At 55.7% G+C, this 18743-nt stretch carries 19 protein-coding genes; 12 read left to right on the forward strand and 7 right to left on the reverse strand.

Annotation, left to right across the window (positions count from 1 at the left end; all coding sequences use genetic code 11):
• The first annotated feature begins 15 nt into the window (after positions 1-15).
• The 6 genes from cytR (at position 16) to rraA (ending at position 5648) form a co-directional block, all read left to right on the forward strand.
• Positions 16-1041, forward strand: coding sequence for a DNA-binding transcriptional regulator CytR (gene cytR, locus AC4IBF_RS21230; protein ID WP_133295349.1), 1026 nt, complete (start codon positions 16-18; stop codon positions 1039-1041).
• 93 nt (positions 1042-1134) lie between these two features.
• Positions 1135-2112 (forward strand): cell division protein FtsN, encoded by a 978-nt coding sequence (gene ftsN, locus AC4IBF_RS21235; protein WP_133295350.1) that lies wholly within the window; start codon positions 1135-1137, stop codon positions 2110-2112.
• 94 nt (positions 2113-2206) lie between these two features.
• Positions 2207-2737 (forward strand): ATP-dependent protease subunit HslV, encoded by a 531-nt coding sequence (hslV, locus tag AC4IBF_RS21240; RefSeq protein WP_008501802.1) that lies wholly within the window; start codon positions 2207-2209, stop codon positions 2735-2737.
• Between the two features lie 9 nt (positions 2738-2746).
• Positions 2747-4081 carry an ATP-dependent protease ATPase subunit HslU gene (hslU, locus tag AC4IBF_RS21245; protein WP_143345666.1) on the forward strand — a complete coding sequence of 445 codons (1335 nt, stop codon included), beginning with the start codon at positions 2747-2749 and terminating at the stop codon, positions 4079-4081.
• A gap of 68 nt (positions 4082-4149) precedes the next feature.
• Positions 4150-5070: a 1,4-dihydroxy-2-naphthoate polyprenyltransferase gene (gene menA / locus AC4IBF_RS21250; RefSeq protein ID WP_033146936.1), complete on the forward strand. Its 921-nt coding sequence runs from the start codon at positions 4150-4152 to the stop codon at positions 5068-5070.
• A 92-nt stretch (positions 5071-5162) separates the two neighbouring features.
• Positions 5163-5648, forward strand: a complete 486-nt coding sequence (gene rraA / locus AC4IBF_RS21255; RefSeq protein WP_023309687.1) for a ribonuclease E activity regulator RraA — start codon at positions 5163-5165, stop codon at positions 5646-5648.
• Positions 5649-6231: 583 nt separating this feature from the next.
• On the opposite strand, the gene zapB is transcribed toward rraA, so the two are convergent.
• Positions 6232-6471, reverse strand: a complete 240-nt coding sequence (gene zapB, locus AC4IBF_RS21260) for a septal ring assembly protein ZapB (RefSeq protein WP_010436935.1) — start codon at positions 6469-6471, stop codon at positions 6232-6234.
• A gap of 410 nt (positions 6472-6881) precedes the next feature.
• Between zapB and AC4IBF_RS21265 the strand changes: the two genes are divergently transcribed.
• The 4 genes from AC4IBF_RS21265 to fpr all read left to right on the forward strand — a co-directional run bounded on the left by AC4IBF_RS21265 (position 6882) and on the right by fpr (position 11225).
• Positions 6882-7727 carry an MIP/aquaporin family protein gene (locus AC4IBF_RS21265; protein ID WP_014885705.1) on the forward strand — a complete coding sequence of 282 codons (846 nt, stop codon included), beginning with the start codon at positions 6882-6884 and terminating at the stop codon, positions 7725-7727.
• A 21-nt stretch (positions 7728-7748) separates the two neighbouring features.
• Positions 7749-9257, forward strand: a complete 1509-nt coding sequence (glpK, locus tag AC4IBF_RS21270) for a glycerol kinase GlpK (protein WP_023309688.1) — start codon at positions 7749-7751, stop codon at positions 9255-9257.
• A 114-nt stretch (positions 9258-9371) separates the two neighbouring features.
• On the forward strand, positions 9372-10382 hold the full coding sequence (gene glpX / locus AC4IBF_RS21275) for a class II fructose-bisphosphatase (protein WP_325814523.1): 1011 nt from the start codon (positions 9372-9374) through the stop codon (positions 10380-10382).
• A gap of 96 nt (positions 10383-10478) precedes the next feature.
• Positions 10479-11225 carry a ferredoxin--NADP(+) reductase gene (fpr, locus tag AC4IBF_RS21280; protein ID WP_136196037.1) on the forward strand — a complete coding sequence of 249 codons (747 nt, stop codon included), beginning with the start codon at positions 10479-10481 and terminating at the stop codon, positions 11223-11225.
• On the opposite strand, the gene AC4IBF_RS21285 is transcribed toward fpr, so the two are convergent.
• Complete coding sequence (locus AC4IBF_RS21285; RefSeq protein ID WP_023293600.1) at positions 11226-11645, reverse strand: DUF805 domain-containing protein; 420 nt, start codon at positions 11643-11645, stop codon at positions 11226-11228.
• Between the two features lie 112 nt (positions 11646-11757).
• Between AC4IBF_RS21285 and AC4IBF_RS21290 the strand changes: the two genes are divergently transcribed.
• The gene (locus AC4IBF_RS21290; protein WP_133295353.1) at positions 11758-12354 is read left to right on the forward strand and encodes a DUF1454 family protein; all 597 of its coding nucleotides are present in this window, start codon (positions 11758-11760) and stop codon (positions 12352-12354) included.
• Between the two features lie 111 nt (positions 12355-12465).
• Entirely contained in the window at positions 12466-13233 is a 768-nt protein-coding gene (gene tpiA / locus AC4IBF_RS21295; protein ID WP_014172206.1) for a triose-phosphate isomerase, read from the forward strand.
• A gap of 81 nt (positions 13234-13314) precedes the next feature.
• Here the strand turns inward: tpiA and AC4IBF_RS21300 are convergent, their stop codons facing one another.
• The 5 genes from AC4IBF_RS21300 to fieF all read right to left on the reverse strand — a co-directional run bounded on the left by AC4IBF_RS21300 (position 13315) and on the right by fieF (position 18699).
• Positions 13315-14619 carry an SLC13 family permease gene (locus tag AC4IBF_RS21300; protein ID WP_491463081.1) on the reverse strand — a complete coding sequence of 435 codons (1305 nt, stop codon included), beginning with the start codon at positions 14617-14619 and terminating at the stop codon, positions 13315-13317.
• A 73-nt stretch (positions 14620-14692) separates the two neighbouring features.
• Positions 14693-15436, reverse strand: a complete 744-nt coding sequence (locus tag AC4IBF_RS21305; protein WP_491463082.1) for a CDP-diacylglycerol diphosphatase — start codon at positions 15434-15436, stop codon at positions 14693-14695.
• 107 nt (positions 15437-15543) lie between these two features.
• Positions 15544-16533, reverse strand: a complete 990-nt coding sequence (locus tag AC4IBF_RS21310; RefSeq protein ID WP_029741703.1) for a sulfate ABC transporter substrate-binding protein — start codon at positions 16531-16533, stop codon at positions 15544-15546.
• Between the two features lie 135 nt (positions 16534-16668).
• The gene (gene pfkA / locus AC4IBF_RS21315) at positions 16669-17631 is read right to left on the reverse strand and encodes a 6-phosphofructokinase (RefSeq protein WP_023309696.1); all 963 of its coding nucleotides are present in this window, start codon (positions 17629-17631) and stop codon (positions 16669-16671) included.
• 174 nt (positions 17632-17805) lie between these two features.
• Positions 17806-18699 carry a CDF family cation-efflux transporter FieF gene (fieF, locus tag AC4IBF_RS21320; RefSeq protein ID WP_023309697.1) on the reverse strand — a complete coding sequence of 298 codons (894 nt, stop codon included), beginning with the start codon at positions 18697-18699 and terminating at the stop codon, positions 17806-17808.
• Between the last annotated feature and the right edge of the window lie 44 nt (positions 18700-18743).

The following is an 18743-nucleotide window of genomic DNA, read 5'->3' on the forward strand; positions in this document are numbered from 1 at the left end:
GGCGAGGAGAAGACGTTGAAGTCCAGGAAAGAGGTTGCACCGGCGACCATGAAAGACGTTGCCCAGAAAGCACAAGTCTCTACGGCAACGGTATCCCGCGCATTAATGAACCCGGATAAAGTCTCCCAGGCGACCCGTAACCGGGTGGAGCAGGCTGCGCTGGAAGTGGGCTATTTCCCACAGGCGATGGGGCGTAACGTTAAACGCAACGAGTCGCGCACCATTCTGGTTATTGTGCCGGACATCTGTGACCCCTTTTTCAGCGAGATTATCCGCGGTATTGAAGTCACCGCGGCGGAACAAGGTTACCTGGTGCTGATTGGTGACTGTGCTCATCAGAATCAGCAGGAAAAAACCTTCATCGACCTCATTATCACCAAGCAGATCGACGGCATGCTTTTGCTTGGCTCTCGTCTGCCGTTTGATGCCAGCATTGAAGAGCAGCGTAATTTACCGCCGATGGTCATGGCCAACGAGTTTGCGCCAGAGCTGGAGCTGCCGACGGTCCATATCGATAACCTCACCGCCGCGTTCAACGCCGTAAATTATCTCCAGGAGCTGGGGCATAAGCGTATTGGCTGCATCGCCGGACCGGAAGAGATGCCGCTGTGTCACTACCGTCTGCAGGGCTACGTTCAGGCGCTGCGCCGTACCGGCGTTACCGTCGATCCGCACTACATTGCGCGCGGTGATTTTACCTTCGCTGCAGGTGGACAGGCGCTGGAGAAACTTCTGGACCTGCCTGAGCCACCAACCGCCGTATTTTGTCACAGCGACGTGATGGCGCTGGGCGCATTATCGTATGCCAAACGCCGCGGTCTTCGCATACCGAAAGATTTATCGATCATCGGTTTCGATAATATTTCGCTTTCGGAATTTTGCGATCCGCCGCTCTCAACGGTCGCTCAGCCGCGCTACAAAATCGGCCGCGAAGCGATGCTTCTTCTGCTGGATCAGCTTCACGGTCAAACAGTTAGCAGCGGCTCGCGGTTGCTGGACTGTGAACTGATCGTCCGCGGCACTACCCAGGCATTGACTTAAAGTAAACGTCTTTCGGATACCCTTATCTGGTCAAAGCCCCGCCGCTTAAGTAACATGGCGGACTGACGAACGAATAAATACAGCGAAACGATAGTGGCACAACGAGATTATGTACGTCGCGGCCAGCCGGCACCTTCGCGACGCAAAAAGAGTAGCTCAAGGAAAAAGCAACGTAACCTGCCTGCTGTCTCGCCAGCAATGGTCGCTATTGCTGCGGCTGTAGTCGTCGCCTTTATTGGTGGCCTGTACTTTATCACGCACCATAAAAAAGAAGAGTCTGAGGCGCTTCAGGCAAGCAAAGTGGCCGGAAATGGCCTTCCTCCGAAGCCTGAAGAGCGCTGGCGCTATATCAAAGAGCTGGAAAGCCGTCAGCCTGGGGTACGTGCGCCAACTGAACCTTCTGCGGGTGGTGAAGTGCAGAATGCGAATCAGCTGACGGATGAACAGCGTCAGCTGCTGGCACAAATGCAGGCCGATATGCGCCAGCAGCCTACGCAGCTGAACGAAGTGCCGTGGAATGAGCAGACCCCGGCACAGCGCCAGCAAACGCTGCAGCGACGTCAGGCGCAACAGCAGCAGCAGTGGGCACAAACCCAGCCGGTGCAGCAGCCTAAGGCACAGCCGCGGGTAACGGAACAGCCGTATCAGCAGCCGACGCGTACGGTGCAGTCTCAGCCTGTCCAGCAGCAGCCGAAAACTCAGCCTCAGAAACAGGCGGCTCAGCCTTATCAGGATCTGCTTCAGACGCCAGCGCATACCACCGCGCAGCAGCCGAAAACTCAGCAGGCTGCGCCGGTGACCAAAGAGACCGAAGCGCCGAAGCAGACGGCTGAGAAAAAAGACGAACGCCGCTGGATGGTGCAGTGCGGTTCGTTCAAAGGCGCGGAGCAGGCGGAAACGGTGCGTGCGCAGCTGGCCTTCGAAGGGTTTGATTCGCGTATTACCACCAATAACGGCTGGAATCGCGTGGTGATTGGGCCGGTCAAAGGCAAAGAAAATGCCGATGGCACCATTTCGCGTTTGAAAATCGCCGGTCACACAAACTGCATTCGACTCGCCTCCGGGGGTTGAAACCCCCAAAATCCCCCCCATCTATCATTTAATTCAGCCCTGAGCACAGGCTCAGGGCTTCTGTTTCCCGATTCTGTAACCAGGGGGTCTGCTCGTGACAACAATAGTAAGTGTACGCCGTAACGGCCATGTGGTAATCGCCGGTGATGGCCAGGCCACGCTGGGTAATACCGTCATGAAAGGCAACGTGAAGAAAGTACGCCGTCTCTACAACGACAAAGTGATCGCCGGTTTTGCAGGCGGCACGGCGGATGCCTTCACGCTGTTTGAACTTTTTGAACGCAAACTGGAAATGCACCAGGGTCATCTGGTGAAAGCTGCCGTTGAGCTGGCAAAAGACTGGCGTACCGACCGCATGCTGCGCAAGCTTGAAGCGCTGCTGGCCGTGGCCGATGAAACCGCTTCGCTTATCATCACCGGTAATGGTGACGTGATTCAGCCGGAAAATGACCTGATTGCCATCGGCTCTGGCGGCCCGTATGCCCAGGCTGCAGCCCGCGCGCTGTTGGAAAATACCGACATGAACGCGCGTGATATCGCGGTGAAGGCGTTGGATATTGCAGGTGATATCTGCATCTATACCAACCACAATCACACCATCGAAGAATTGACCTCCAAAGCGTAAGGATCTCCCATGTCTGAAATGACCCCACGCGAAATTGTCAGCGAACTGAACAAACACATTATCGGCCAGGATAACGCCAAGCGCTCCGTGGCTATCGCTCTGCGTAACCGCTGGCGTCGTATGCAGCTTGACGAAGAGCTGCGCCACGAAGTGACGCCAAAAAACATTCTGATGATCGGCCCGACCGGGGTCGGTAAAACCGAAATCGCCCGTCGTCTGGCGAAGCTGGCTAACGCGCCATTCATCAAAGTTGAAGCCACCAAGTTCACCGAAGTGGGCTACGTGGGTAAAGAAGTGGACTCCATTATCCGCGATCTGACCGACTCGGCGATCAAGATGGTGCGCGTCCAGGCGATCGAGAAAAACCGCTATCGCGCGGAAGAGATGGCCGAAGAGCGCATTCTCGACGTGCTGATCCCACCGGCAAAGAACAACTGGGGCCAGGCAGAACAGCAGGCTGAGCCTTCAGCCGCGCGTCAGGCGTTCCGCAAAAAACTGCGTGAAGGCCAGCTGGATGACAAAGAGATTGAGATCGATCTCGCTGCCGCGCCAATGGGTGTGGAAATCATGGCACCTCCGGGCATGGAAGAGATGACCAGTCAGCTCCAGTCCATGTTCCAGAACCTGGGCGGACAGAAGCAGAAAGCGCGTAAGCTGAAAATTAAAGACGCGATGAAGCTGCTGATTGAAGAAGAAGCGGCGAAGCTGGTGAACCCGGAAGAGCTGAAGCAGGATGCTATCGACGCGGTTGAGCAGCACGGTATCGTGTTTATCGACGAAATCGACAAAATTTGTAAGCGCGGTGGCAACAGCTCCGGCCCGGACGTGTCCCGCGAAGGCGTTCAGCGCGATCTGCTGCCGCTGGTTGAAGGCTGCACCGTCTCCACCAAGCACGGCATGGTGAAAACGGACCACATCCTGTTTATCGCATCAGGTGCCTTCCAGGTTGCCAGCCCGTCGGATTTGATCCCGGAGCTGCAGGGCCGTCTGCCTATCCGCGTTGAGCTGCAGGCGCTGACCACCGAAGATTTCGAACGTATCCTGACCGAGCCAAACGCCTCTGCTACCGTACAATACAAAGCGCTGATGGCGACCGAAGGCGTGAACCTCGAATTCACCGAAGACGGTATCAAACGTATTGCCCAGGCTGCATGGCAGGTGAACGAAACCACCGAAAACATCGGTGCGCGTCGCCTGCATACCGTGCTGGAACGCCTGGTTGAAGATATCTCTTACGACGCGAGCGACCTTAACGGCCAAACCGTTACCATTGACTCAGAATATGTGAGTAAACATCTGGATGCGTTAGTGGCAGATGAAGATCTGAGCCGTTTTATCCTATAATCGCGGTTACTGGATTCTCATCACGTTTAATGGGGGCTAATGCCCCCATTTTTATTGGCTAAATACTTATGACTGACATCAGCCGTACGCAGGCGTGGCTCGAAAGTCTGCGCCCAAAAACACTTCCTCTGGCCTTTGCCGCGATTATCGTCGGCACCGCCCTTGCCTGGTGGCAGGGTTATTTTGATCCGCTGGTCGCCGCGCTGGCACTGATTACCGCCGGCCTGCTGCAAATTCTCTCCAATCTCGCCAACGACTACGGCGACGCGGTAAAAGGCAGCGACAAGCCGGACCGCATAGGGCCACTGCGCGGAATGCAGAAAGGGGTGATTACCCAGGCGCAGATGAAACGCGCGCTGATTATCACCGTGGTGCTGATCTGCGTATCCGGCCTGGCGCTGGTGACGGTGGCGTCTAAGACCACCAGCGATTTTATTGGCTTCCTGGTGCTGGGTTTACTGGCTATTATCGCGGCCATCACCTACACCGTCGGCACGCGTCCTTACGGTTATATTGGACTCGGGGATATCTCCGTACTGGTGTTCTTCGGCTGGCTGAGCGTGATGGGAAGCTGGTACCTGCAGGCGCATACGGTGATCCCTGCCCTGTTCCTGCCTGCGACCGCTTGCGGTCTGCTGGCGACAGCTGTGCTCAACATCAACAACCTGCGCGACATCGACAGCGATCGCGAGAACGGCAAAAATACCCTGGCGGTTCGTCTGGGGCCGGTTAATGCCCGCCGCTATCACGCCTGTCTGCTCATTGGCGCGCTGGTTTGCCTGGCGCTGTTTAACCTGATTTCCTTGCAAAGCCTGTGGGGCTGGCTGTTTGTGCTTGCCGCGCCGCTGCTGATTAAGCAGGCCCGCTTTGTGATGCGTGAACTCAGCCCGTCCGCCATGCCGCCGATGCTGGAGCGCACGGTAAAAGGTGCGCTGCTGACTAACCTGTTGTTCGTCATCGGGATTGTGTTAAGCCAGACGCTGCGTTAGCTGACAAATATCAATTAACAATTGATGATTTTGCCAACAACGCATTTCGCACGATATACTGAACACATTCGCAGCAACTGAGCGTTAAACCTATGAAATACGATACCTCCGAGCTTTGTGACATCTACCAGGAAGATGTCAACGTCGTTGAACCGCTGTTCTCCAACTTTGGTGGGCGGTCATCATTTGGCGGTCAAATCGTCACGGTGAAATGTTTCGAGGACAACGGGTTGCTGTACGATCTGCTCGAACAGAACGGCCGCGGCCGCGTTCTTGTGGTCGACGGCGGCGGTTCCGTGCGCCGGGCATTAATTGATGCTGAACTGGCCGGCATTGCCGTCCAGAACGAGTGGGAAGGCCTTGTGGTGTACGGTTCCGTGCGCCAGGTGGACGATCTGGAAGACCTGGATATCGGGATTCAGGCCATCGCGGCCATACCGGTAGGGGCGGCGGGTGACGGCATCGGCGAAAGCGACGTGCGCGTCAATTTCGGGGGCGTGACCTTCTTCTCCGGGGATCATCTCTACGCCGATAATACCGGCATTATCCTTTCCGAAGATCCGCTGGATATCGAGTAATTAAACCGTCAGCGTGAACCATAAAAAAACCGCCAACAGCAATGTGGCGGTTTTTTTGTCCCTCGGGATTCGCGGTCCGTTGGGGAGTTTTGCAACCTTTAACCAGGATTTTTATCTTACCCTGGTTCAAATCTCAGGTAACCCCATCGACCCTTTATAAATTCCTAATTTCCTTTGAAAACCTTAACTACGCTACTGTTGCTCATTATGATGCATCGTCCCTTTCCGCCATCTCGCACATGGGCATCGGTCCAGGGAAAGGTGTATTAACAACCGTAAAGCAACCTTTAACCGGGCTTGTGTCCGCCGACTTATCACCGGTGGTGAACGGTGGAGCGGTTAGCTGCAGGGACCGCATAATGAAACGCTATTTATGTATCGCGTTCATTGTCGCCAGCGTACTCGTTGTAAAGAGTGATGAACCGAATGTGTTCGTTACTTTTGCTATGACAGCGCAGGACAAGTAGCGTTAAGGCCGCCTCTGGCGGCCTTTTTTATGGTTGGATGTCAGTTAGCGAGAACCATAAAAAAGCCGGGTAGCGGCTTCGCCTTACCCGGCCTGTGCAGTTCATCCCAGTGGGAATCAGACTTCTTCCATACGTCCCAGCAGCGCCTGCAGGCGATCCTGCCAGCCGTTCTGCTGTTCGCGCAGCTGGTTGTTTTCGCGCTCCAGTTCTTCGCGGCCGTGCTGCGCGTTCTGAACTTCCTGCGCCAGGCTGTTGTTCTTCTCTTTCAGCTCTTCAATTTCCATCTGCAGCAGGGTGATGGTGTCAATCGCCTGCTGTACTTTCGATTCCAGTTTCTCAAACACTTCTAAAGACATGATGCTACCTCTCCTGAATTGCAAGGCGACGCTTTAACATAAACGCGCACGACATATACCGTCGATTGTATGGAGCGCGGCGCTCTGTGTCCAGCGACACACCGCGCAGATCGCGGTTTGCAACACTTTTAGGTCTGGTCCTGGTGTGTTCGCGTCATATACCCCTAAATTGTTAGCTGATTCGTTAATGAAATGATTCAGCTCACATTCCGGCACTGATCCTGTACTGCTGCAAAGATGTGCTTTATGGCGCGAAAACGCTCATTTTATTGACGCAGACCACACATTTCGATTTCGATATTTCTCGTTTTTGCTCGTTAACGATAAATTAACACTATGTCTACAGGGCATCGTGGCTGTCACGGGCGGTCATGCTAACAATAAACATCAATTTCTTCAGGATTCCGATTATGAGTCAGACATCAACCTTAAAAGGCCAGTGCATTGCCGAGTTCCTTGGTACCGGGTTGTTGATATTCTTCGGAGTGGGCTGTGTCGCTGCACTGAAAGTGGCGGGTGCCAGTTTTGGTCAGTGGGAAATCAGTATCATCTGGGGTCTGGGCGTGGCGATGGCCATCTACCTGACAGCAGGGGTTTCTGGTGCACATCTTAACCCGGCGGTGACAATCGCACTGTGGCTGTTCGCGTGCTTCGACGGACGCAAAGTTGTACCTTTCATTCTTTCTCAGTTTGCCGGCGCGTTTTGCGCAGCGGCGTTAGTTTACGGGCTTTATTACAATCTTTTCATAGACTTCGAACAGACGCATCATATGGTACGCGGCAGCGTCGAAAGTCTGGATCTGGCAGGCATCTTCTCAACCTACCCTAACCCGCACATCAATTTTGTGCAGGCGTTCGCAGTTGAAATGGTGATTACCGCTATTCTGATGGGCGTTATCCTGGCGCTGACCGACGACGGAAACGGCATTCCGCGCGGCCCGCTGGCCCCCCTGCTGATTGGCCTGCTGATTGCGGTAATTGGCGCATCCATGGGCCCGCTGACCGGCTTCGCGATGAACCCGGCACGTGATATCGGACCAAAAGCGTTCGCCTTTATCGCAGGCTGGGGCGACGTCGCCTTCACAGGCGGCAAAGACATTCCTTACTTCCTGGTGCCGCTGTTTGCGCCGGTTGTCGGGGCTGCGCTGGGTGCGTTTAGCTACCGCAAATTAATTGGTCGCCACTTACCGTGCGACACCTGTGTGGAAGAGGAGAAGGAAACGACTTCTACCGCACAACAAAAAGCTTCGCTGTAATCTGACTACGGGACACATACCATGACCGAAAAAAAATATATCGTTGCGCTCGACCAGGGCACTACCAGCTCCCGCGCTGTCGTAATGGATCATGACGCGAACATCGTCAGCGTGTCACAGCGCGAATTTGAGCAAATTTATCCTCGCCCAGGCTGGGTAGAACACGACCCGATGGAGATTTGGGCGTCACAAAGCTCCACGCTGGTCGAAGTGCTGGCGAAAGCCGATATCAGTTCCGACGAGATTGCCGCGATTGGTATCACCAACCAGCGTGAAACAACGATCGTCTGGGAACGCGAAACCGGTAAGCCGATTTACAACGCCATCGTCTGGCAGTGCCGCCGTACCTCTGAAATCTGCGAACAGCTGAAGCGCGACGGTATGGAAGAGTACGTGCGCAGCGCCACCGGCCTGGTGGTTGACCCGTACTTCTCCGGCACCAAAGTGAAATGGATCCTCGACCACGTGGAAGGTTCACGCGAGCGTGCTAAACGCGGCGAGCTGCTGTTCGGTACCGTTGACACCTGGCTTATCTGGAAGATGACCCAGGGACGCGTCCACGTCACCGATTACACCAACGCCTCGCGTACCATGCTGTTCAACATCAACACCCTGGAGTGGGATGACAAGATGCTGGACGCGCTGGATATCCCACGCGCGATGCTGCCTGAAGTGCGCAAGTCTTCTGAGGTTTACGGCCAGACCAACATCGGCGGTAAAGGTGGCACCCGTATTCCTATCGCCGGTATCGCCGGTGACCAGCAGGCGGCGCTGTTCGGCCAGCTGTGCGTCAAGGAAGGGATGGCGAAGAATACCTACGGCACCGGCTGCTTTATGCTGATGAACACCGGTGAGAAAGCGGTGAAATCAGAAAACGGTCTGCTGACCACCATCGCCTGCGGCCCGCGCGGCGAAGTTAACTATGCCCTGGAAGGTGCTGTGTTCATGGCCGGTGCGTCTATCCAGTGGCTGCGTGACGAGATGAAGCTGATCAGCGATGCATTCGACTCCGAGTACTTCGCGACCAAAGTGAAAGACACAAACGGCGTGTACGTGGTGCCTGCGTTCACCGGTCTGGGCGCACCCTACTGGGATCCGTATGCACGCGGCGCGATTTTCGGACTGACGCGTGGCGTGAACTCTAACCACATTATTCGCGCCACTCTGGAATCCATCGCATACCAGACCCGCGACGTGCTGGAAGCGATGCAGGCGGACTCCGGCATTCGTCTGCACGCCCTGCGCGTGGACGGCGGTGCGGTAGCGAATAACTTCCTGATGCAGTTCCAGTCCGACATTCTGGGCACCCGCGTTGAGCGCCCTGAAGTGCGTGAAGTGACGGCGCTGGGTGCGGCGTACCTTGCCGGTCTGGCGGTAGGCTTCTGGCAGAACCTGGACGAGCTGCAGGAAAAAGCGGTTATCGAACGCGAGTTCCGCCCGGGCATCGAAACCACCGAGCGTAACTTCCGCTACAGCGGCTGGAAGAAAGCGGTGAAACGCGCCCTGGCGTGGGAAGAACACGAGGAGTAAGACAAACTTTCTCCTCACCCTAACCCTCTCCCCAAAGGGGAGAGGGGACTTAAAACACCCCTCCCCACTCTGTGATAAACTTCGTGCAATTCCTTTTGATTGCACGAGTACCTCATGAAACGTGAACTTGCTATCGAGTTTTCCCGCGTCACCGAAGCGGCAGCCCTTGCAGGCTATAAGTGGCTGGGTCGTGGCGATAAAAATACCGCAGACGGTGCAGCCGTCCATGCCATGCGCATTGTACTTAATCAGGTCAACATCGACGGCACCATCGTGATCGGCGAAGGCGAGATCGACGAAGCGCCAATGCTCTATATTGGTGAAAAAGTCGGTACCGGCAAAGGCGATACCGTGGATATTGCCGTCGACCCGATCGAAGGTACCCGCATGACCGCAATGGGTCAGGCCAACGCCCTGGCGGTGCTGGCCGTGGGCGATAAAGGCTGCTTCCTTAACGCGCCGGATATGTACATGGAAAAGCTGATTGTCGGTCCTGGCGCGAAAGGCGCAATCGACCTTAGCCTGCCGCTGGAAGAGAACCTGCACAACGTCGCCAAAGCCCTGGGCAAACCCCTTAGCGAACTCACCGTGACGATTCTGGCGAAACCGCGCCACGACGCCACCATCGCGCAGATGCAAAAGCTCGGCGTGCGCGTGTTTGCCATTCCGGACGGTGACGTTGCCGCCTCGATCCTTACCTGCATGCCGGACAGCGAAGTAGACGTGCTGTACGGCATCGGCGGCGCACCGGAAGGTGTGGTCTCTGCGGCAGTGATCCGCGCGCTCGATGGCGATATGCAGGCCCGTCTGCTGCCCCGCCACGAGGTGAAAGGCGACAGCGAAGAGAACCGCCGTATCGGAGAAAACGAGCTGGCGCGCTGCGAAGCGATGGGCATCGAGGCCAATAAAGTGCTCGCGCTGGACGAGATGGCCCGTAGCGATAACGTGGTCTTCTCGGCGACCGGCATCACCAAAGGCGATCTGCTGGACGGCATCACCCGCAAGGGCAATATGGCGACCACCGAAACGCTGCTGATCCGCGGTAAATCACGCACCATTCGTCGCATCCAGTCTATCCACTATCTCGACCGCAAAGACCCGGACGTACAGACGCACATTCTGTAAAACCGTTTGATCGATAGAGCTTTCCGGCCCAAATGGGCTGGAAATCTCCCCGTTAAGTACGGAAGATAGAACAGAGAAACAGCACAGGAGAAGATCATGGCGGACTGGGTAACAGGTAAAGTCACAAAGGTACAGTTCTGGACCGATGCGCTATTTAGTCTCACCGTACATGCTCCCGTTCACCCGTTTAAAGCCGGGCAATTTGCAAAGCTGGGACTGGATGTCGACGGCGAGCGCGTGCAGCGCGCCTACTCTTACGTTAACGCGCCTGATAACCCGGATCTCGAATTCTATCTGGTCACCGTTCCTGACGGTAAGCTCAGCCCGCGCCTTGCCGCCCTTAAGCCCGGCGACGACGTGCAAATTGTGAGTGAAGCGGCAGGCTTCTTTGTACTCGAAGAGATCCCGAATTGTGACACGCTCTGGATGCTGGCAACCGGTACGGCCATCGGCCCTTATCTCTCTATTTTGCAGTACGGCAAAGATCTGGAGCGCTTTAAAAACATCGTGCTGGTGCACGCTGCGCGCTACGCCGCGGACCTGAGCTACCTGCCACAGATGCAGGCGCTGGAGCAGCGGTACGGCGGAAAGTTAAAGATTCAGACGGTGGTCAGCCGCGAAACCGTAGCAGGAACGCTTACCGGTCGCGTGCCGGCGTTAATTGAGAGTGGAGCCCTGGAAGAGGCGGTGGGTTTGCCGCTGAACGCTGAAACCAGCCACGTCATGCTGTGTGGCAACCCGCAGATGGTACGGGACACGCAGCAGCTTCTGAAGGATACCCGGCAGATGACGAAACATCTTCGCCGCCGGCCGGGCCATATGACCGCTGAACACTACTGGTGATCAGCGGTATTTCACCTCAACGGTATCTTTACCGTATTTGTTTTCGCTCTGGGTGCCGATAAACGCACCCAGATCGACAATCATCATCACGAAGATGACCGAAGGCAGCAGCCTGCCCACAACCCACGGCAGGATGGACGGAAGCATCGCCCAGTTCCCCGCCACCAGCATCCACGCCAGAATAATCAGAAATGCCCACGCGCCGGAACGACCGCGATCGTGCAGGCGTTTAACAACAACAGCCGCCGTTGGCCATAGCAGGCAGACCAGCGCGAAGGCCGCCGTTTGCGTGCTCAGCCATGCGTTGTAAGCAACGAAAAACAGAAGCAGCATGGCGACAACCCACGTCACCATCCAGATCCAGAAATCACGGCGTCCAATACGCCCTTTGAATGAAAACAACCACTGCTGTATGGTCATGTAAGGTTCCTTATTATCGTATAGCGCGCATTTTACCCTGGAGTTGTGACCTTTTGACAAGCCGACCAGATATCGTTTTAATCATGAGCACTTACGGCCAGGGACAATGTTGATGAAAAGTTCGGCACATTCTCTTTTCCTGTGTTTAGCGGTGCTCAGCGCGGGTTTTCCCCTGCACGCCGCCGAAACCACTGCCCCGAGCACAGCGCCGTATCTGCTGGCGGGCGCCCCGTCGTTCGATCAGTCCATCAGCCAGTTTCGTGAAGCCTTCAATCAGGCCAACCCCACGCTGCCGCTGGATGAGTTTCGCGCCATTGATGGCTCCCGCGATACCCCCACACTGACCCGTGCGGCAAGCAAGATTAATGAGAATTTGTATGCCTCGACGGCGCTGGAGCGCGGAACGTTAAAAATCAAAAGCATGCAAATCACCTGGCTGCCGATACAGGGGCCAGAGCAGAAAGCCGCGAAGGCGAAAGCGCTGGAGTATATGAGCGCGGTATTGCAGGCCTTTACCCCTGCACTGACGAAAAAGCAAAGCCAGCAAAAGCTGCAAAAACTCCTCACCGCCGGTAAAAACAAGCGTTACTACGCCGATACCGAAGGCGCGATCCGCTATGTTGTGGCGGACAACGGCGAAAAAGGACTGACCTTCGCTGTTGAACCGATTAAGCTGGCACTATCTGACACCCTCGACGGGGCGAATTAATGACAAAAAGCAAAGCCTTTCGAGGGAAAATCTCTATACTGATTCACAGACCATGCTGCCCGACAGGGCGGCCATATTCCTTAATTCGCTTATTTAGCGTGGAGAATTGAAATGCGACATCCTTTAGTGATGGGTAACTGGAAGCTGAACGGCAGCCGCCACATGGTAAACGAACTGGTTGCGAACCTGCGTAAAGAGCTGGCTGGCGTGACCGGCTGCGCGGTTGCGATCGCTCCGCCGGATATGTATCTGGATCTGGCTAAACACGCCGCTGACGGCAGCCACATCATTCTGGGCGCGCAGAACGTTGACGTTAACCTGTCTGGCGCGTTCACCGGTGAAACCTCCGCTGAAATGCTGAAAGATATCGGCGCGAAATATATCATCATCGGCCACTCCGAGCGTCGCACCTATCACAAAGAATCCGATGAGTTCATCGCGAAGAAATTCGCCGTGCTGAAAGAGCAGGGCCTGATTCCGGTTCTGTGCATCGGTGAAACCGAAGCGGAAAACGAAGCGGGCAAAACCGAAGAAGTGTGCGCACGTCAGATCGACGCAGTGCTGAAAACCCAGGGCGCGGCAGCGTTCGAAGGCGCGGTTATCGCTTACGAGCCAGTCTGGGCGATCGGTACCGGCAAATCAGCAACCCCTGCACAGGCTCAGGCTGTTCACAAATTCATTCGTGACCACATTGCGAAAGCTGACGCCAAAGTCGCTGAGCAAGTGATTATCCAGTACGGCGGTTCCGTTAACGCTTCCAACGCTGCTGAGCTGTTCACCCAGCCAGACATCGATGGCGCGCTGGTTGGCGGTGCATCCCTGAAAGCGGACGCTTTCGCGGTGATCGTTAAAGCGGCAGAAGCGGCTAAACAGGCGTAATTGCCTTTGTGGCGGGTGGCGCTTCGCTAACCCGCCCTGCGGTTCTGTAGGCCCGGTAAGCGTCAGCGCCACCGGGCTTTTTTACAGCCGTCCCAGCAGGCTAAACCACAGATAATCCAGCGGCAGCAGCACCAGATACGTTGCAATAGCCAGCGCCAGACAAAGCACCATCCCCGCCCTGGCAGGCACCTTTCCTAACCCCATCGCCACCACAATCGGAGACGCCTGATAGGGCAGCAGCGGCGTGGAATAGCCCAGCACCTGAATCATAATCACCGACAGCAGCGGGAAACCGGTCGCGTCCGAAAAACTCTGCGCCAGAGTGGTATACAGCGCCGGAACGCCGTTGGCGGTCATAATGAAGTTGAGTGCGGTGGTAATACCGGTCAGCGCCAGGAAACTGGTGAACGGTCGGCCTGCCTCCAGCGGCATAATGCGGAGCAACGCCTCGCCCACCGCCGTTCCGATACCGGTTTGCGTCACGACGATCGCCAGCCCCAGAATACCGGCAACGTAGATACAGGTGCGCATATTCACCCCCGCAGAAAACTCTTCCCCGGTAATGAAACCAATGCGCGGCAGCATAACGATGATCGACGCCGCCAGCCCCGTCCACGCGGGCCCCACGCCGTGCCAGCTCTCCGTAACCCACATCCCCAGCACCACCGCCAGCAGCCAGGCAAGACGCTTTTCGTCCCGCCCCATAGGCTCAGACGGCGCCTGTTCTTTCGGCGATTTTGGGCTGCCGGGAAATAGCCAGCAGATGAGGCCAATCAGAATCAGGCCTTTGAGAATGCCCAGCACTGGCGTGTGCAGCAGCAGATAAGGAACATAGTTCAGATGGATGCCGTACGAGCCTTCCGCCGCACCGCTCATGACCAGGTTAGGGACGTTAGCAGGCAGAATCGTCGCCGAAAGCTGGAAAGTCCCAAACCCTACCGCCAGCGCCAGACCAAACCACGCTCGGGAGCCGTCTGCGATACCGGCGCGTTTCGCCATCGCGGCGACAATCGGCATCAGTAGCGCAATACGTCCCATATTCGACGGCATCACAAACGCCAGCGCGTAGCTCAGCAGCACCACGCTCGCCACCATCAACACCCAGGAGTCGGTGAGCCTTGCCGACAGCGCCCTGGCGGCCCTGTCTGCCAGTCCGGTTTTACGGATCGCCACGCCGAGCACGAATCCGCTGAAGACCAGCCAGAAAGCAGACGAGGCAAAACCGCCAAAGATGACCTCCGGCGGGGCGATCTTCGCAGTCATTGCCGCCGTGAAGAACAGCAGCGCGGTGATGAATTCCGGCAATAGCGACGTCGCCCACAGCACGATGGTGACGCCAACGATCAGTGAGGGCAGCAGCAGAGGATACGTTGACCAGAGCGACATACCTGTCTCCTGTAGTATTTTTGAGCAAGTCTACGGTGACAGGCCGCCGGAGTAAACGCGATTTATGGTGGGGTTACTTCAGGATAGCGCATTGATGATCCTGCAGTTCCTCCGCAGACGCGCGGTTAAGCGTGAGCAGGTTACGCTCGGTCGCCAGCAACACAAACGAACCATCAGACTGCTGCGCCATCGCCAGTGCGAAACGCCCCATATGGTCGCGCGCTTCCGGCAGCTCTTCTGCCAGCATCATAAACGGGCTGCGCTGGACCAGTTCATTCTCCGTCACCCGACGAGCAAGATACTCATGTCCTTCCAGTCCCCCGGGAAGAGGCAGCCACTGGGTGCTGATTTCTCCCTGTGCCGCGTTGAGCTTCTCGCGCACGTCCGGGCGCAGACAGGAGATATGAATGTGAAAATGGTTCTGCGTACGCCCTGTCGGAGAGTTAATCGTTAGCGAAATGGCGCTGTCGGGCACCTCGGATCCGCGCTTCAGGGTCATAAAGCTGCGCGACTGCCAGGCCAGCCAGAAAAAGTTCGGCGTGTGCGCTTCGGTCAACAGCGGGCTCTCGGTGCCGTTGATGCGATAGGTCGGCATCAGCAGGTATTGCAGCGGCCCGTTGCGGTCTTTAAATATCACATAGCCTGCATCCGTTTTCACCTGCACACACGGTGCCGGGTTACGATTCTGGATCTGATTCGGCACACACTGGTCGAGAACGATATGTCTTAACGCATTCGGATTACCCGCCTTCATCCAGTACACGCCGCCAGCGGCAAGGGCGATGACAATGAGGATCAATAAGATAATTTTTTTCACAACGCGTTCCCTGTTTTCGATTGAGGCAAAAGAGTAACGCAAAATGATGACCAAATAAAAAACCCGGCGGATTTCTCACGCCGGGTCACCGTGTCACAGGCTACTGGTTAGCGCTGGCTGATTTGGTCGAAGGTACCGCCATTAGAGAAGTGCTCTTTCTGCGCTTTCGTCCAGCCGCCGAACTCGTCATCGATGGTGAAGAGTTTCAGTTTAGGGAATACGCTTTCGTATTTCTTCGCAACAGCCGGATCGCGTGGACGATAGAAGTTTTTCGCCGCAATTTCCTGGCCTTCTGGCGAATAGAGATACTTCAGGTAAGCTTCCGCCACCGCTTTGGTATCTTTCTTCTCAACCACTTTATCGACCACGGAAACGGTCGGCTCAGCCAGAATCGATTCGCTCGGGGTCACGATCTCGAATTTGTCTTTACCCAGTTCGTTGGTCGCCAGCAGCGCTTCGTTTTCCCATGCAATCAGCACGTCGCCAATCCCGCGCTCGACGAAGGTGTTGGTGGCACCACGCGCGCCGGAGTCCAGCACCTCAACGTTTTTATACAGCGCCTTCACGAACTCCTGCGCTTTGGCCTGGTCGCCGTTGTTGTGATGCAGCGCGTAACCCCATGCGCCGAGGTAGTTCCAGCGAGCGCCGCCGGAGCTTTTCGGGTTCGGGGTAATCACAGAAACGCCCGGTTTGATCAGGTCGTTCCAGTCTTTAATTTGTTTCGGGTTGCCTTTACGCACCAGGAAGACGATGGTCGAGGTGTAGGGTGCGGAGTTATCCGGCAGGCGTTTGATCCAGTTTTTGTCAATGCGACCGCGCTCGGCGATCGCGTCGACATCGTAGGCCAGCGCCAGGGTCACCACGTCGGCTTCAATACCGTTTATCACGGACGTCGCCTGCTTGCCGGAGCCGCCATGCGACTGACGAACCACCACGTTGTCGCCGGTTTCCTGTTTCCAGTGTGCCGCAAACGCTTTGTTGTATTGCTCGTACAGTTCACGCGTCGGGTCATATGACACGTTCAGTAACTGGATATCCTTAGCCAGAACGCTGGTCGATGCCAGCAATAATGTTAAACCCACGCCCCATTTATTCATCGCCCAGCTCTCTTGTGTAGTGTTTTGATGAATGCAGCGTGCCAGAAAGCGAATCGAGGATTAAAGAATAAAAAAAGATTGGCTATAACGTAGTGGAATAATGGCCCTCTTCGCGAAAGAAGAGGGCCAAGAGAATCAGTACAGCTTTTTCGCGCAGTCCAGCCAGTCACCTTTGAACGGACGCTTCATGTTTTCAATGGCGTCGATGATGTCGTGGTGAACCAGTTTTTCGTTCTGAATACCGACGCAGCGGCCGCCGTGGCCCTGCAGCAGCAGATCGATCGCGTACGCGCCCATACGGGACGCCAGAATACGGTCGTAAGGACCTGGGGAACCGCCACGCTGGATGTGGCCCAGTACGGTCGCGCGGGTTTCGCGTTTGGTTTCGGCTTCGATGTACTTCGCCAGCTCGTCAACGTCGCAGATGTGCTCGGTGATAGCCACGATCGCGTGTTTTTTACCCTTCGCGATGCCCGCTTTGATTTCAGCCACCAGATCTTCACGACTAAATTCGACTTCTGGCACGACGATAAATTCGCAACCGCCCGCAATGGCAGCCGCCAGCGTCAGGTCGCCACAGTAACGGCCCATCACTTCAACGATAGAGATACGCTGGTGAGAAGACGAGGTGTCACGCAGGCGGTCAATCGCTTCAACAACGGTACCGAGTGCAGTAAAGAAGCCGATAGTGTAGTCAGTGCCTTTGATGTCGTTGTCGATGGTGCCAGGTAGACCGATGCACGGGAAACCCATTTCGGTCAGACGTTTTGCACCCATGTAGGAACCGTCACCACCGATAACCACCAGGGCGTCCAGACCACGTTTCTTCATGTTTTCGATAGCCACTTCACGAACGTGTTCGTCGCGGAATTCCGGGAAGCGCGCAGAACCGAGGAAAGTACCGCCACGGTTGATCATGTCAGACACGCTGTAGCGGTCGAGCTGAACCATACGATCTTCATACAGGCCCAGATAACCGTCATAAACGCCAAAAACTTCCAGGCCTTCCGTCAGCGCTGCACGGACAACACCACGAATTGCCGCGTTCATGCCCGGCGCATCACCGCCGCTTGTCAACACACCGATTTTCTTAATCATGACTACCTCTGAACTTAGGAATGCAAAATTGAAATCTGTTGCCGGAAGAAACTTATCGACCAACGAATACTGCAAATAGTATATCAATCCCTTCCAGCTGAATTGATTCAGGTCAGACCAAACGGCGGTAATTTATACACAAAATGCTGGCCTGGCTCACTTTTTTACAACGAATTACGAAAGCCCAACATGACCGGGTACAACCGAGCAGGGATCCTGGTGAATGATGACGTCTGAACCAGGAAAACGCTGCAAAATCGCCTGCTCGACCTGCTCAGCAATAACGTGAGCCTGTACCAGTGGCAGGTTGTCTTCCATTTCAATATGAATCTGTATAAAGCGGGTCGGCCCTGACTGCCGCGTTCGAAGATCGTGTGCACCGCTGACGCCGGGCCAGGAGGTCACGATAGAAAAAATTTCATTACGTTCTGAGTCCGGGAGGGCGCGGTCAAGCAGTGATTGCACCGCTTCATACCCCATCCGCAGAGCGCTATATAAAATATAGATACCAATCCCTAACGCAAACAACGCATCGGCGCGATGCCAGCCATACCAGGCCAGACCGAGCGCAATAAGAATAGCCCCATTCATCATAACATCAGATTGATAATGAAGCATATCCGCCCGTACAGCCTGACTTTGCGTTTTGCGAACTACCCAGCGCTGGAACGTTACCAGAACGAGTGTGCATATAAGCGCGACTATCGTCACAACGACGCCCACGCCGGGATCGTTCATCGGTGTTGGCGAGACGAGATGCTGAATGCCGGTTAAAAACAGGAACAGCGCAGAGCCGGAAATGAACATACTTTGCGCCAGCGCGGCCAGCGACTCCGCTTTGCCGTGCCCAAACGTGTGCTCTTCGTCCGCTGGCTGCAGCGAGTAACGCACCACCAGCAGGTTGGTCAACGAGGCGGCAATATCCATCAGCGAGTCCACCAGCGCCGCCAGAATACTGACCGAGCCGGTATACCACCACGCAAAGATTTTAATCAGTAACAGGCTGGAGGCCATGACGGTCGCCGCAATGGCGGCCCGGCTGACCAGTCTTCCATAGGATTGATTCATAAACGCTCCTGTCATGTTATGCCGCTAGTATAACGGAAGCATTG

This window comes from Enterobacter sp. Taxon_8, from assembly GCF_058354585.1.

Excerpts from the sequence above, each read along its gene's own strand:
- hslU (WP_143345666.1), top strand. The coding sequence starts at position 2,747 with ATGTCTGAAATGACCCCACGCGAAATTGTCAGCGAACTGAACAAACAC.
- menA (WP_033146936.1), top strand. The coding sequence starts at position 4,150 with ATGACTGACATCAGCCGTACGCAGGCGTGGCTCGAAAGTCTGCGCCCA.
- rraA (WP_023309687.1), top strand. The coding sequence starts at position 5,163 with ATGAAATACGATACCTCCGAGCTTTGTGACATCTACCAGGAAGATGTC.
- zapB (WP_010436935.1), bottom strand. The coding sequence starts at position 6,471 with ATGTCTTTAGAAGTGTTTGAGAAACTGGAATCGAAAGTACAGCAGGCG.
- AC4IBF_RS21265 (WP_014885705.1), top strand. The coding sequence starts at position 6,882 with ATGAGTCAGACATCAACCTTAAAAGGCCAGTGCATTGCCGAGTTCCTT.
- glpK (WP_023309688.1), top strand. The coding sequence starts at position 7,749 with ATGACCGAAAAAAAATATATCGTTGCGCTCGACCAGGGCACTACCAGC.
- glpX (WP_325814523.1), top strand. The coding sequence starts at position 9,372 with ATGAAACGTGAACTTGCTATCGAGTTTTCCCGCGTCACCGAAGCGGCA.
- fpr (WP_136196037.1), top strand. The coding sequence starts at position 10,479 with ATGGCGGACTGGGTAACAGGTAAAGTCACAAAGGTACAGTTCTGGACC.
- AC4IBF_RS21285 (WP_023293600.1), bottom strand. The coding sequence starts at position 11,645 with ATGACCATACAGCAGTGGTTGTTTTCATTCAAAGGGCGTATTGGACGC.
- AC4IBF_RS21290 (WP_133295353.1), top strand. The coding sequence starts at position 11,758 with ATGAAAAGTTCGGCACATTCTCTTTTCCTGTGTTTAGCGGTGCTCAGC.
- tpiA (WP_014172206.1), top strand. The coding sequence starts at position 12,466 with ATGCGACATCCTTTAGTGATGGGTAACTGGAAGCTGAACGGCAGCCGC.
- AC4IBF_RS21300 (WP_491463081.1), bottom strand. The coding sequence starts at position 14,619 with ATGTCGCTCTGGTCAACGTATCCTCTGCTGCTGCCCTCACTGATCGTT.
- AC4IBF_RS21310 (WP_029741703.1), bottom strand. The coding sequence starts at position 16,533 with ATGAATAAATGGGGCGTGGGTTTAACATTATTGCTGGCATCGACCAGC.
- pfkA (WP_023309696.1), bottom strand. The coding sequence starts at position 17,631 with ATGATTAAGAAAATCGGTGTGTTGACAAGCGGCGGTGATGCGCCGGGC.
- fieF (WP_023309697.1), bottom strand. The coding sequence starts at position 18,699 with ATGAATCAATCCTATGGAAGACTGGTCAGCCGGGCCGCCATTGCGGCG.